Source organism: Nostoc sp. DSM 114167 (assembly GCF_052692655.1).
The window spans coordinates 6,150,142-6,164,760 of sequence record NZ_CP195116.1; the positions used below are offsets into that span (position 1 = coordinate 6,150,142).

The window sequence follows — 14,619 nt, forward strand, 5'->3', positions numbered from 1 at the left end:
AAGGTGAATTCAATGTAACCGAAATAAGAAGACTTGCTAAATTATTTTATTTTTTCCTTGTAGAAAAATAACTACCTAATGTACTATTTTTTTGGGGTAAAGTAGCAAATTATATTTTGGACGGGTGTATGAGAATCTTGCTAATCGAAGATGAAGAAATTTTAGCAAGTGTCTTGTTGAAGTCTCTGACTAAGCAACACTATGTTGTTGATGTCGTACAAGACGGACAAATGGGTTGGGAATACACGCAAAGTACGAACTATGACCTGTTATTAATAGATGTAGGATTACCAAAACTAGACGGGATTACATTGTGTCAGCGATTGCGTTCTGGTGGCTGCTTCACTCCGATTCTTTTAATGACGGCCAAAGATGGTAGTAAAGAGCGAATTCAGGGACTTGATGCAGGTGCAGACGATTATCTAATCAAACCTTTAGATTTAGAAGAACTGCAAGCACGGATACGAGCGTTGATCCGTCGAGGCGATCGCCCCTGTACTCCTATACTGGAAGTAGGCGCGCTACGACTAGATCCCAGTAGTTGTGAAGTCACATATAACAACAAACTCCTGGAATTAACAGCCAAAGAATATAGTTTGCTGGAGCTATTTTTACGGAATCCATCCCGTGTTTTTAGTCGGGGGGATATCATTGAGCATTTGTGGACTTTTGACGATCCACCCCAGGAGGAAACTGTAAAATCTCACATCAAATACTTACGACAAAAGTTAAAAGCAGCTGGAGCAGTAGATTGGATTGAAAATGTTTATGGTTTGGGATATCGGCTGAATCCTGGTGCTGAGAAAGGCAGGGGGGCAGCACTTCGGCTCATTTCGGCTACGCTCAATGACCAACGCTCAGTGACCGGGGAGCAGGGGGCAGGGGGGCAGGGAGCAGGGAGCAGGGAGCAGGGGGAGAAAGAAAAATTGCAAGTTGTAAGTCCTCAAGTTGAGGAGCAGTTTCAGCAAGCGATGGGTGGCTTGTGGAAACAATACGAAGGGTTGATGGTGCAGCGATTAGCGGTGCTGGAAGAGTTAGCAGCTGCGCTTTCTAAGGAAACTCTGACTCAGGAGTTACGTAAATCGGGAGAACGAGAGGCGCACAAATTAGCTGGTGTCTTGGGAATGTTTGAACAAGACAATGGCACTCTGCTAGCGCGGGAAATTGAACAGATTTTAGGGAAAGATGGTGATTTGTCAGTAAGTGAAAAGCGGCAATTGCTGGGGCTGATTGAAGGTTTGGGTAACATCATTAATCTGATGGGGCAAAATGTAGACGATCAAACTTCAGGTGCGATCGCACCAGAAATTAGTACCCGATTGATATTAATTGACCCGAATCTGCAATTAGGTTCTCAGTTGCAACAACTGGTTGAGTGCATGGGAATATGCTGGCAGCAAATTAGCAACTTAGAGGATGCAAAAAACTTTCTCCAAACCACATCACCAGATTTAGTAGTGCTAAATATAGATGATATCGGCTGGCGTAAAGAAAGTTTGGCACTACTTTCGGATTTAGCAACGCGTACCCCACCCGTACCCGTTCTGGTGCTGGCTGCAACTGATGAGTTAGTAGAACGCGTAACTTTTGCTCAGTACGGGGCGCGGGGTTTTTTGGTCAAGCCTGTGACAGCTGCTCAAGTCTGGGATGTGTCGTCACAAATATTACAACGTACTCGTTCTTTGCGGGTAAATATACTGGCAGTAGATGACGATCCCCTGATTTTAGCAGCACTGCGCCCAATGTTAGAGCCGTGGGGTATGCGGATGACAGGATTAGAAAATCCGCTACGTTTCTGGGAAGTATTGCAATCTACTAAACCGGATTTGTTGATTTTGGATGTGGAAATGCCTCATATAAATGGTATCGAACTTTGCCGAGCAGTTCGTACCGATCCCCAATGGCAGGAATTACCGATTGTGTTTCTGACTGCTCACCGAGAAATGGAAACTGTGCAGCAAGTGTTTGCTGTTGGGGGAGATGATTATGTGATTAAACCTGTTGTCGGTGCAGAACTGTTGGCACGCATTACCCATCGCTTAGAACGCAGTCGTTTACTACAATCGCTTTCTACTAAAGATCCCTTAACTGGACTAGCAAATCAGTTTCAGTCTAACCGCGACTTGCAGCACCTAATTGCTCAAGCCGAGAAAAATCAGCAATCTGTTTGTTTGGCGATTTTAAGCGTGACTGATTTGCATCAAATTAATATTAAGTATGGTCATCAGGCTGGAAACCAGGTATTACAAAGATGGAGTCGTTTATTCCAATCGGCATTTTGCAGTGGTGAAGTACTAGGTTATTGGGGTAATGGTGAATTTGTCGTGGGAGTTTCTGGGTTAACAAAAACAGAAGTAAACCATCGCCTTAGTGAGATTTTAACTACCCTCCGCCAGCAAATATTCACAGCCTTCGATGGCGATCGCTTTCAGGTAATATGTAATTTCACTGTAGCCGAATACCCGAATGATGGACTAACGATACAATCTTTATACCAAGTAGCCGCTAGGCGTAATATCATGTTCGGTTAAAGATTTATCATTAAGACGGCAGGGAGCAGGGAGCAGGGGGCAGGGAGCATCTCGTTCCCATGCTCTGCATGGGAATGCCCCTCCTTGAGGCTCTGCCTCCAGTATGGTATTGAGTCAGAGACTCAATGAATGCATTCCCAGTCTGAGACTGGGAACGAGGAAACCGAAAACCGCTATATTTTGAAATGCCTACACATTTGTTACTTTGGCGATCGCATTTGTTACTTTTGCGAACGCAATTGCTGATTTGGCGTTCGCATTTGTTACTTTTGCGAACGCAATTGCTGATTTGGCGAACGCAATTGCTGATTTGGCGTTCGCAATTGTTGATTTGGCGTTCGCAATTGTTGATTTGGCGTTCGCAATTGCTGATTTGGCGAACGCAATTGCTGATTTGGCGTTCGCAATTGCTGATTTGGCGATCGCAATTGCTGATTTGGCGAACGCAATTGTTGATTTGGCGAACGCAATTGCTGATTTGGCGATCGCATTTTTGTAAAATGAAGAAAATATGTAGTTTTGCTGTAGTCGAATATTTCAGTCAGAGACTAACGGTACAATCACTATACAGATTTATAAGTATCATCTTTAGCACATGATTATTAATTTGTACAGTAGTTAATTAATAAAAATTACGAATTACGTAGCTTGCTTCTCGCCTTTGGCGAGTATTACGAATTATTTAACAGGAGTCTTGATGAATACACTACAGCTAGAGCAGGTAGAGCAATTGCAAGCCACTGCGAAGAAGATGGAAGTAACGCTGGGTGCGATCGCTGATGCTGTAGTCTGGGTAGGAGAAGACGGACTGATTCAATGGTGCAATTCTCGCTTTGAGTCTATAGTAAACCAATCTCACGCTACTGTCTGCGGTGGGAAGTTAACTGACTTGCTACCCCTGACACAATTAGGACAACCAGTTGCTTTATCCTGCTATCCTGATGTGCAAATACTCAATGAAGAGTATGAAACAACAAATTATCAGTTGCAGCAAGATGAGCAAATAACACTACAAATTTCTGGTAGCTCTACCGGAATGACTGGCGATCGCTGTGCCATACTGGTGATTCGGGATATCACGCTGACGCAACGAACTCAAGAATCCTTGCAAGAGATTGAGGAGCGATTGCAGACATTAATTAACGCAACACCCGATATTATCTGTTTAAAAGACGGTGAGGGAAAATGGCTGCTGTCAAACCAGGCTAACCTGGAATTTTTAGAGCTACAAGGCGTTGATTATCAAGGCAAAACAGACTCAGAACTGGCAGAATTTAGCAATTTTTATCGCGATGCTTTGCTCAACTGCAATAAAACAGACGAACGAGCTTGGCAATTGGGATGTGTGCATCGGGTAGAAGAAGCTGTTCCTCGTCCTGATGGGACAGTGAGCAGTTTAGATATGATTAAAGCTCCCCTATTTCACCAAGATGGTAGACGCAAAGCCTTGGTAGTTTTAGGACGGGATCTGAGCGAACGCAAACAAACCCAAGTAGCTTTAGAAAACTCTCTGTCTTTATTAAGCGCTATCTTTGAATCGATTCAAGATGGTATATTAGTAGTCGATAGTTCAAGTAAGATCGCTAGTTATAACCAAAAGTTCTTAGAAATGTGGTCAATTCCACCAGAACTTTTGACGGAACCAGATCGTACTCTGCGACTAGCGTATCTAGCAAATCAATTAAAAGATCCTGATAGTTTTTTGCAACGAGTCCGAGAATTATATTCACAGCCGGAATTAGTTAGTTACGACTGGTTAGAACTAGAAGATGGCAGAGTATTTGAGCGCTACTCTTGTCCTCAGCGCATCGGCGAACAAATTATTGGTAGAGTGTGGAGTTTCCGCGACATTACCCAGCGCCAAAGGGCAGAAGCAGCACTGCGACAAAGTGAATTACAATACCGCAGTATTTTTGAAGCAATTAATGATGGACTATTTATTACTGAAATAGAGACTGAAAAAGTCGCCGAAGTTAATCCGGCGGCTTGTCAGATGCACGGTTACTCTTATGAGGAATTTCTCACTTTACATCCATCTGCTTATATTCACCCAGACTCGCATTCTGTTTTTCTAGAGTTTGTCGAGAAAACCCGATGTGGCGAGCAATTTTATGGACAAGCTGTTGATATCTGCAAAGATGGCAGTTTAATAGATGTAGAAGTCAAAGGAACGACTTGCATTTATAATGGCAAGCGACATATTTTAGCAATAGTCCGGGATATTACGGCTCGCAAACGCACCGAAGAAGCGTTACGCCAAAGCGAAGCTCAGTACCGCGATTTGGTGCAAACAGCCAACTGTATCATTCTGCGTTGGGATGGCAATGGTGACATTATATTTTTAAATGACTACGGTCAAAGGCTTTTTGGTTTCGATATAGATGAAATTACCGGAAGCAATGTTATCGGTACAATCGTTCCAGAAACGGAAACTTCTGGGCGCGATTTGCAGACATTAATGGTTGATATTTGTCAGCACCCAGAAAATTATCTATTCAACGAAAACGAGAACTTATGCAAAAATGGCGATCGCGTCTGGATTGTCTGGGCGAATAAACCCATTTTAGATGCCCAAGGAAATTTAATCGAAATTCTTTCAGTCGGTACAGATGCCACAGAACGCAAACGCGCCGAAGCAGCTCTCCAAGAAAGCGAGTTAAAATTCCGTAGCATTGTGGAAAATGCCAACGATCTGATATTTGTGCTTTCGCCAGAGGGAATTTTTACTTATCACTCGCCAAATGTGACTGCAATCATGGGCTACAGCCTAGAGGAAATCGAAGGTCATTCTGTGGTGGAGTTTACCAAACCGGAAGACTTAGCAATTAGTGCCAGTGCCTTACAAAGGGCGATAACTGGCGAAAAGCTGACTAATATTGAAGTGCGATTGCGACACCAAGATGGTAGCTGGCGATGGTTCAACTTTAACACTTCCACAATTAACACACCTAGCGGTGTTGCGATCGCCGGCGTGGGACGCGACATCACAGAACGCAAGCAAGCAGAAGAAGCCTTGCGTCGTAGTGAAATGAAATACCGCAACATCTTTGAAAATTCTCAAGTGGGGATTTTTCGCACCTGCCAAAAAGATGGATTGATTATCGATGCGAATCAACGTAGTGCCGAGATATTAGGTTTTACCTCTGCTGCTGACTTAATTGGCAAGTATTTCACAACGGATTTATATGTCAATCCAGAAGATCGCGTGCAAATGTTAGCAGAGTTAGAACACTCCGGCGAAGTTCGCAATTTTGAAGTAGCACTGCGACGCTTGGACGGATCTGTTGTTTGGGTACTGTTATCACTTCGTCTCAACGCCGAAGAATCCTGTTTAGATTCTGTTTTTACAGATATTAGCCAACGCAAACAGCAAGAACAAGCTTTACGCTTAATTGTTGAGGGTACAGCCGCGAAAACAGGCAATGAATTTTTCAATTCTTGCGTTCGTTACCTTGCCGAAGTCTTGCAGGTTCAATATGCCTTAGTAACTGAGTTTGATGACGAGCCAAAAACAAGAGTCCGCACTTTGGCATTTTGGTGTAATGGGGCTATTAACGATAACTTGGAATATGATTTACAGGGTACTCCTTGCGAACACACCTTGCGAGGGAAGATGTGTCACTACCCGCAAGCAGTGCAAACTAGTTTCCCAGAAGATGCCGATTTAGTAAGGATGAATGCCGAGAGTTTTTTTGGCGTTCCTCTCACCAGTTCATCCGGCGAAATCATCGGACATCTAGCAACGATCGATGTTAAACCCATGAAACCCGATCCGGGACGGGAACTGATTGTGAAAATATTTGCTGCTCGTGCCGGTGCTGAATTGGAACGCAAACAAGCAGAAGCAGCCTTACAGGAAAGCGAGTTAAAGTTTCGTACTATTGTTGAAAAAGTTAACGATGTGCTGTTTGTTCTTGATGCTAATGGAGTTTTCAACTATATTTCTCCAAATATCTTGAAGACTACCGGATTTGCCCCCAGCGAAATAGAGGGTAATTCTTTGGCATCCTTTACTCATCCCGACGATCTGCCAAAATGGCTGCAAGTTGCCCAAACTATCCTGGCAACAGGTGAGGGAATTTCGGGGACTGAGTACCGCGCTAAACATCGAAATGGGGGCTGGGTTTGGCTAACTAGTAATGCAGTCCGCACGCAAGATGCCCAAGGTAATTTTCAGATTGTCGGCGTAGCTCGTGATATTAGCGATCGCAAACAAGCAGAAGCAGCTTTGCAACGTCGAACTCAAGCCGAAAGTTTAATCAGCAACGTTTCTCGGCAATTTATTGACCAAGATTTAGCAACAGCAATTAATTTTACACTGCGAGCGATCGCTGAATTTATTGATGCCGAACATAGTTGCATCTTTGAATGCTCCCAAGATAAAAGTGAATTCAACCTGATCCATGAATGGTGTGGTGAAGATGTTGCACCATTAATTGATATTGCCAGAGGTTCGCCTGTGGAAGTTTTCCCCTATTTCTACGAGCCGATTCTCCGTGGTAGGCATCGACAAATCTCTTGTGTGGAAGATTTACCCCTGCATCTACCTGAGCGACAACTTTTTGAAAGTATGTCGTTTCAATCTATACTAGCTGTGCCAATGGTTCATGCTGGCAAAGTGGTTGGGTTTGTTGGTGCAGCGATGATTCACTACTCAAAAACCTGGAACCAAGAAGATATTAATTTATTAAAACTGGTAGGTGAAATAATTGCGATCGGTCGAGCTAGGCATCAAGCAGAAGAAGCGCTGAGAATTGCCAAAGAAGCCGCTGAAACTGCCAACCGAGCCAAGAGTGCTTTCCTAGCTAATATGAGTCACGAACTCCGCACCCCTCTAAATGCAATTTTGGGTTTTTCCCAATTAATGGAGCGAGACATTAGCCTTAACTCCAACCAGCGCGAATCATTAGCTACGATTAATCGCAGTGGAGAACACTTGCTTAACCTGATTAACGATGTCTTGGAAATGTCCAAAATTGAGGCTGGACAAATCATTTTCAACCCCGAAGACTTCGACCTTTATTTGTTATTGCAAACATTACAAGAGATGTTCCAAGTGCGGACACAGGCAAAGCAATTGTTTCTCAAATTTGAAATGGCTCCCAATCTCCCGCGTTACATCCAAACAGATGAAGGTAAACTCCGCCAAGTTCTCATAAACCTTTTGGGTAACGCCGTTAAGTTTACTCAGACTGGCGGAGTAACGTTGCGGGTAAGAATGGGGAGTGAAGACTGGGGACAAGGGGGACAAGGGGGACAAGGGGGACAAGGGGGAATTATTGAACAACTCTCTCCCTTGTCTCCCCCCTCTCCCTTGTCTCTTCCCCATGCCCAAAGCCCAATGCCCAATGCCCAATCCTTATTTTTTGAAGTCGAAGACACTGGACGGGGAATAGCAGCAGCAGAAATGAATAACCTGTTTCAGCCTTTTGTCCAGACAACAAGCGGTATTCAAACTAAGGAGGGAACTGGACTCGGACTGACTATCAGCCGTCAATTTGTGCGGTTGCTGGGAGGCGATATTTACTTAACGAGTAGCGTTGGACAAGGGTCTATTTTTAGCTTTGATATTCAAGTGAATTTAGCCGCAGCTTTGAAAGCTGCACCAAAATTGAATAAGGGACGCGTACTCAAGCTAGCAGAAGGCCAACCATCTTACCGTATTCTCGTAGTAGATGACCGTAAAGAAAACCGCGATCTGATTGTGCAACTTCTTGGTAGCATTGGTTTTGAAATTCAGGCTGCGACTAATGGACAAGAAGCGATCGCAATTTGGCAAACCTGGCAACCTCACCTAATTTGGATGGATATGCGGATGCCTGTAATCAACGGCTACGATGCCACTAAAGAGATTAGAGCCAAGGAAAAAAATACAACTAGAAATTTCCGCACCGTAATTATTGCCCTAACTGCCAGTGCTTTTGAAGAACAACAGGCAAGTATCTTAGCCGCAGGTTGTGACGATTTGGTTCGTAAGCCATTCCGAGAGCAAGTGATTTTTGAAAAGATCGCTGAATATTTGCAAGTACGTTATATATGTTCAGAAGAAAGCAATGAAGATGCAATAGGCAACAATTTAGAGAAAACTCAATCTACTATCTTGGATCTTCGCTCTGCAATTACCATTATGCCTACCCAATGGCTAACAGAACTGAATCAGGCAGCCGTTGAAGTCGATGCTGAAAGGATTTTGCAACTCATTGAGCAAATTCCCCAAACTCATTCTGCTTTGGCAGAAAAATTGGCAAATTTAGTCCGCAACTTCTGTTTCGATGAAATTATTGACTTAACTGAAAAAAATACCAATTATGAATAACAAAACTAAATTCTTGACTTTTGTCACCGTAATGCTAACAGTTTCTTCTTTGACTATTAGCACAGTTGTTGCCAAGGCGAAACTAACGAATCAGTCAAAACTGTTTATTAACGGTATTGGCACAGTAAAAGTTGGCATGACTGTCTCTCAAGCGGCAAAGGCTGCTGGTACTAAGCTAGTAGGCGATTCCCCAAATAATAATTGCTATTATGTTAAGCCAGAAAAGGAACCCAAAAATCTTTCGTTCATGGTGACAAAAGGTCGAATTTCGAGAGTAGATGTGAGGCAAAATAATCAGATTACTACCTTCAAAGGTGCAAAAATTGGCGACACCGAGGCGCAAATCAAGTCTCTTTATCCAGGACAAATTCAAGTCACACCTCATAAATACGTCCAAAACGGACATTACCTAACTTTCATCCCGAAAGACCCTAGCGATCGCAACTATCGCCTAGTCTTCGAGACTGATGGTAAACTTGTCACTGAGTTCAGAGCGGGTAAATTGCCAGAAGTCGAATATGTTGAGGGCTGCTCTTAATTTGGCTGATTACAGCTATTTTCAGGTAAATAGACCACGCGGTAGGGGCACAGGATTGCTCATTAATGTCAACTTAACGCCAAACCCCTTGTCCGCCGGAAATTAAAATTCCCGTCTCATAGCTAAAGTCATCTGAAGATGACTAAATATCGCCAAAAATTTCCAGTCTTTCAGTAGACTTAAGCTAAAAGCCGGAAAATTTATTTCCGGGCGGGGATGTAAGCCAACAGATAACCTATTTCCAGCTGAAGTTAACACATATCAGTAATGCTGTGCTCTGACGACAGATGTGGTTCAAATACATGAAAACTGCTGGAAGAAGGGTTTGCAAGTGTCAAAAAACGCACATTTAGGGGATGATATAAAATGTCATCTTCGTTGTCATAATTTAGGAACTTTATGACGATCAAATCTTCAAATTCGTTTTTAGCAGTAGCACTGGCGATCGCTTCTTTGAGTTTTCCCGTATCCGTCAAAGCCGATACCGTAAATGCCCGTTGCGATGTATTCCCAAAAGGAGAAGACCGCGCCACATCCTCTGGCCCTTGTACCTTTTCCCAACGGCAGGGTGCGGTTAGCATTCAGCTGGAAAATGGTAATAGCTATGACCTGCTCCCTTCGGGTAATCGACCCGGTAATTATCGCGATCGAAATGGTGATGCTGCCTATCGACAATCTGGACTTGGCGATCGAGGACAGATTTATCGTCTCGCCAATGAGTCGATTTTTGTCTATTGGGATACATCTGCCAATCGACAAAACTCAGGTAACAGAAATGGTAGGGCTGCTGCTAGGCGTCAGCCGGAAGCGGGTACTACCGTCTCTCGGTTGAGCGATTTAGTGGGAGCAAGGGCAGGACAGGCAGAAAACACAGTGAAAAAACGGGGCTATCGATGGGTCAAGAGTGATGGTTCGGGCTATAGCTACTGGCTAGAAGGCAAAACCAATTACTGTGTAACAATCCAAACAGATCAAGGACGCTACCAATCGATCGTTTACACGGGGAATTCAGAGGATTGTAAGAATTAGTTGCTATCTGGACAAACAATCCAATTTAGAGGTGTATTTTTATCCCGCTTTTGTCACTTTCAAAGAATCCAATCGCTCAAACGGTCACAGGGCTTTAATTTCTACTTTTTATCTATAAATTTTAGTTTCTGTTAGAAAATAAAGCCTCAAACCTAGACTAAATTCAAGTCTCAGAATTTGGCTGAGATTATTGTTTTTCGAGAGTGACAAAAGAGGGTTATATCACAGTTGAAGGTGCGGAATGTGAGATAAAAACTGCGAAGACATGGGTTTGATCTTTTTCTTTATGAAACCCAACAATACAGCAGACTAGAAACGAGTTCTGCCACTGCTCCAATCACCTGAATCGCAAGTACCACGGAAATGCTCAATTCCATTAATGGCAATCCGTCCACTGCGTCGATCGATCTCAACACGCGGATGATTTAGTCCATTTACTTGGTATTTTCCCGTGATTTGCTCAGGTGTGACACGGAGATCCTTAAGGTTCCACCATCCATCAGTACCACCTGAATTAATTGGCGGGATGAGCCTTCCGCCCAGATGAATTTTTCCCTGCATATTACGAATCTCGACTTGAACCTCAGAATCGAACTCGTTTGTCGAAGACTCTACACGATTTTGCTGTTCATAGCGATGACGACGTGAGTTCCATTCATAGCTATTGCGGTTTTCAACACTTGGTTTGCGACCTTCACCGTAGCAGATTAAGGTCAGTCTTTGCCGCATTGAATTGTCACTGTTGCGCTCAGATGCGCCTTGCTCCCGGAGATAGGTATCGATCGCAGTTTGAGCTTTACCAATTTCTCTTGAACTACAGGAACGACCATTTTGAACTAGCTCCCCTTGAGGACTAAAAAGGACAGTGCAACCGCTTCCTCGTGTCATCCCCGTCACACTTAAATTACCGTTGTCTACAGTGTCAATTATCGCTTGAGCATTCACAGAACTAGCGAATGTAAGCGTGAGTAAACCCAGCGCGATCGGCGTTAAAGCCCGCAATGTTTTCATTGTTATATTGATTGTTGTTTTGAATAGATATGAATTAATGGGATTACTCTATCACCAAGAGGTTGAATGGTAAAGTCAGTAAACCTAAAAGTTTTACCAAGCCTAAAAGAATAGCCTATAATACCGTTTTTGGATAATTAAGTTATTAGCTTTACTTATAAAACGAGTTCCTGACAAAAAAATAAAAGACCATATTTTGAGATCCAATTTTTGAATTTCAAATAAGCAAAGTCCCTCTCTCAAGCTTGGGAAAGGGATTTAGGGTGAGGGCTGATATTACTCCTCAGTTATCGACTTTATTTCTTCAGGGAGTAAAGTAGTTTCATCTTTAGGACGTTCGCCATCTACGGATTTGGCTATAGTTCTATAGGGTTTGATAATTAAACTGACACCAATCGTCCAACCTAATGCAACCATCCAACCTGCAAGAATGTCACTAGGAAAATGAACCCCTAGATAGAGACGACACCAGGCAATCGCAATGATGTATAAGCTGCCGAATATGAGAACTAACCAGCGCCAAGAGGTAGCCCAAGTTAAGAATAATAAAATTGCTACCAGTGTTACACTCGTCATCGCATGAGCGCTGGGAAATGCAAAAGTAGACTCAGGGGCAATGGACTGCCACAATTGTGGACGCACTCGATGCATTAATTGTTTTGCGGTGCGGTTGATGATAATGCTTCCTGCTGAGGCGGTGAGTAAATAAGCTAGCGATCGCCAGCGTTTTTGAAGTAGCAATATGAGTGCGATCGCACCCAAAATCACCATCGCCGTCCCAGGCAAGCCAATTGTAGCTAGGGTGACAGCTAAAACATCTAACTCTGGGTTTTCTGTAGAATGAACTGCTAACAAAATCGGTACATCCCACGGAAAGCCCGCTTGATTCTTCCATATATTCACTGTCAGGATTTCAAAAATCTGCAAAGGCAAATAGACTCCGAGCAAAAGGAGTAAGAGCGATCGCCAACGAGCAATCAACAGGTTTTTGAGAAAATCAAGCGGCGATTGACTCTCTTTATTGATTTGTTTCTCTTGTTCCATGTCTAAATTTAAAAGGCGATCGATGACTTCAGTGATTACAAACTACTGGAAACTTGAGAAGTTCCACAATGTTTACAGTACGACAAATGCTTATAAGTAAGATTATGACAGTTATGGCATTCAATGTACTGATAATAACCGCAGTGTGGACAGTAAGTATCAAGTCGAATTTTCTTGGCACAATTGACACATCTTGATTTTTGAACTCTGCTAGCTGCTTGGACTTTAGCGTTAAAGACAAATTTTTGAAAAAATTGGATAATTCCAAAACCAATAACTGGAATCAGCAAGATATAAACATAATTTATCAGGAAAAGTAAACCGCCAAAAATGGCACTGACTATCTCAAATAAAAATTTGAATATTGCACCTATTTGCAGAAATTCAAATATTTTAACGATTAATGGGATAAAAAAGATAACTAGCAAATGCCAGCTAATTAGCGAGACGAGTCCATATCCTCTTCTTTGCGCAAATTTATGAACTGATAAGCCAATGAGAATCAGTGGTAAAAGAAAGAGGGACTGAAAACCAAGTTGGATACTTGGATACCAAAATGACGCCTGATGATAGCCTTGCTCGACTTCTTGAAATCGATTGTCATTTTTAAGAAAGGCTATCAAACTAATACTTTCTGGTAGGGCAAGTAGTTCATTTTTAAGAGTAGAAATTTCTTGTTGAAGAGTAGAAATTTGGCGATTATTTTCTTCTAATCTCTGTTTAGCTTTTTCAGCACTGACTTGATTAATTGATTGTTCGCGATTCTGTCCGGCAATTTTTTCTAATAGCGTTGAGTCATACTGAGATTTAATCGTGTTATTTGCTTGTTCGAGTCTACTAATTTTTGTTTGTTTTTGATCGATAGTTTGGATAATTTGCTGCTTTTGAGAAATCTTAATCTTATCTTTGTAATCGGCATATTGCAAACACGTTTGAGAAACCTTACCCAGATGTCCTGCTTCGGCTTGTTGATAGTTTCCCCGAAAACTAAATTGACTGTTCGTGTTAGATGACAATGAAAGTCTAACAATTTCATAGTCTTTATCTTTATTAGTTTTTGCTCGGTAATTTTGCCACTCTGAATAACATGGATAAGCCTCAGTTGGACTGATATGCCATCTACTAATATCATCGAGTCCGGTAAAAACATTAATTAAGATAAAAATATCAACTATAATAATCACAATCAAACTGACTTTATTCAGTGGTTCGTTGTTGATTGTTCTGGAATTACTAAAAAATTGACTCAAAATTCGGCGAATTCTGGCAAACATATTGTACGTTAAACAAATGTAAATTTAATCCGAATCAATTTTATGCGATCGCTAGTAAATAGCTAGACAAAAATACATCTACCGATCTGAAGATTTGTTAACTGCTGATAAAAACAAAATTCCCGACAACTTTTACGAAGTCAGGAATCGGTGTTTTTCAATTCTCACAAATCAGGCTGCGGTCAAAAATATCATAACTTTCACCTGAAGTTGACACAGTTGATGACTGTGTATTAAAGTACCTCAAAACGACTTCGGAGTACCTCAAAACGACTTTGAAGTACCTCAACACGACTTTGAAGTACCTCAAAACGACTTCGGAGTACCTCAAAACGACTTCGGAGTACCTCAAAACGACTTTGAAGTACCTCAAAACGACTTTGAAGTACCTCAACACGACTTTGAAGTACCTCAAAACGACTTTGAAGTACCTCAAAACGACTTTGAAGTACCTCAAAACGACTTTGAAGTACCTCAAAACGACTTTGGAGTACCTCAAAACGACTTCGGAGTACCTCAAAACGACTTTTAGACTCGTTCCCAGCCTCCAGGCTGGGAATGTATTCAAAAGAGGTTCTACCTTTTGTCAAGCTATGGAGGCGGAACCTCCCAGAATGAGTTCCCAGCCTGGAGGCTCTTAACCAGTCAGGATAAAGGCTGTATCTTAACTTAGTGCCATTCGGTTTAGGGGGAGTTGCAAAAAAATTGTAGGTTGGGGAGCCACAGCGCTCTTGCGGGTTCCTCGCGTTGTAGCAAGTGGCGTTGGAGGCTTTGCCAAAGCCAACATCCTGATATATGTTGGGTTGCGCTCCGCTCCACCCAACCTACGTCTAATGCACTATTTCAAGCTTGCCACACTACTACACATTTCTATTT

Annotated in this window: 9 protein-coding genes; 4 read left to right on the forward strand and 5 right to left on the reverse strand. The window is 42.5% G+C overall.

What is annotated here, in order from left to right; translation table 11 throughout:
• Window positions 1-128 precede the first annotated feature (128 nt).
• Window positions 129-2,531, forward strand: a complete 2,403-nt coding sequence (locus tag NSTC731_RS26190; RefSeq protein WP_445627496.1) for a response regulator — start codon at window positions 129-131, stop codon at window positions 2,529-2,531.
• Window positions 2,532-2,794: 263 nt separating this feature from the next.
• On the opposite strand, the gene NSTC731_RS26195 is transcribed toward NSTC731_RS26190, so the two are convergent.
• Window positions 2,795-3,022 (reverse strand): hypothetical protein, encoded by a 228-nt coding sequence (locus tag NSTC731_RS26195; RefSeq protein WP_445627497.1) that lies wholly within the window; start codon window positions 3,020-3,022, stop codon window positions 2,795-2,797.
• Between the two features lie 206 nt (window positions 3,023-3,228).
• On the opposite strand from NSTC731_RS26195, the gene NSTC731_RS26200 reads away from it, so the two are divergent.
• The 3 genes from NSTC731_RS26200 (at window position 3,229) to NSTC731_RS26210 (ending at window position 10,414) form a co-directional block, all read left to right on the forward strand.
• The gene (locus tag NSTC731_RS26200) at window positions 3,229-8,847 is read left to right on the forward strand and encodes a PAS domain S-box protein (protein WP_445627498.1); all 5,619 of its coding nucleotides are present in this window, start codon (window positions 3,229-3,231) and stop codon (window positions 8,845-8,847) included.
• Window positions 8,840-9,385, forward strand: coding sequence for a hypothetical protein (locus NSTC731_RS26205; protein WP_445627499.1), 546 nt, complete (start codon window positions 8,840-8,842; stop codon window positions 9,383-9,385). Before NSTC731_RS26200 ends, NSTC731_RS26205 begins: the two co-directional genes overlap by 8 nt.
• Before the next feature lie 399 nt (window positions 9,386-9,784).
• Window positions 9,785-10,414 carry a hypothetical protein gene (locus NSTC731_RS26210; RefSeq protein WP_445627500.1) on the forward strand — a complete coding sequence of 210 codons (630 nt, stop codon included), beginning with the start codon at window positions 9,785-9,787 and terminating at the stop codon, window positions 10,412-10,414.
• 309 nt (window positions 10,415-10,723) lie between these two features.
• On the opposite strand, the gene NSTC731_RS26215 is transcribed toward NSTC731_RS26210, so the two are convergent.
• The 4 genes from NSTC731_RS26215 to NSTC731_RS26230 form a co-directional block, all read right to left on the reverse strand.
• Window positions 10,724-11,425 carry a hypothetical protein gene (locus NSTC731_RS26215; protein WP_445627501.1) on the reverse strand — a complete coding sequence of 234 codons (702 nt, stop codon included), beginning with the start codon at window positions 11,423-11,425 and terminating at the stop codon, window positions 10,724-10,726.
• A 276-nt stretch (window positions 11,426-11,701) separates the two neighbouring features.
• Window positions 11,702-12,469, reverse strand: a complete 768-nt coding sequence (locus NSTC731_RS26220) for a phosphatase PAP2 family protein (protein ID WP_445627502.1) — start codon at window positions 12,467-12,469, stop codon at window positions 11,702-11,704.
• 35 nt (window positions 12,470-12,504) lie between these two features.
• The gene (locus tag NSTC731_RS26225; RefSeq protein ID WP_445627503.1) at window positions 12,505-13,743 is read right to left on the reverse strand and encodes a hypothetical protein; all 1,239 of its coding nucleotides are present in this window, start codon (window positions 13,741-13,743) and stop codon (window positions 12,505-12,507) included.
• Between the two features lie 233 nt (window positions 13,744-13,976).
• Window positions 13,977-14,333 carry a hypothetical protein gene (locus NSTC731_RS26230; protein WP_445627504.1) on the reverse strand — a complete coding sequence of 119 codons (357 nt, stop codon included), beginning with the start codon at window positions 14,331-14,333 and terminating at the stop codon, window positions 13,977-13,979.
• Between the last annotated feature and the right edge of the window lie 286 nt (window positions 14,334-14,619).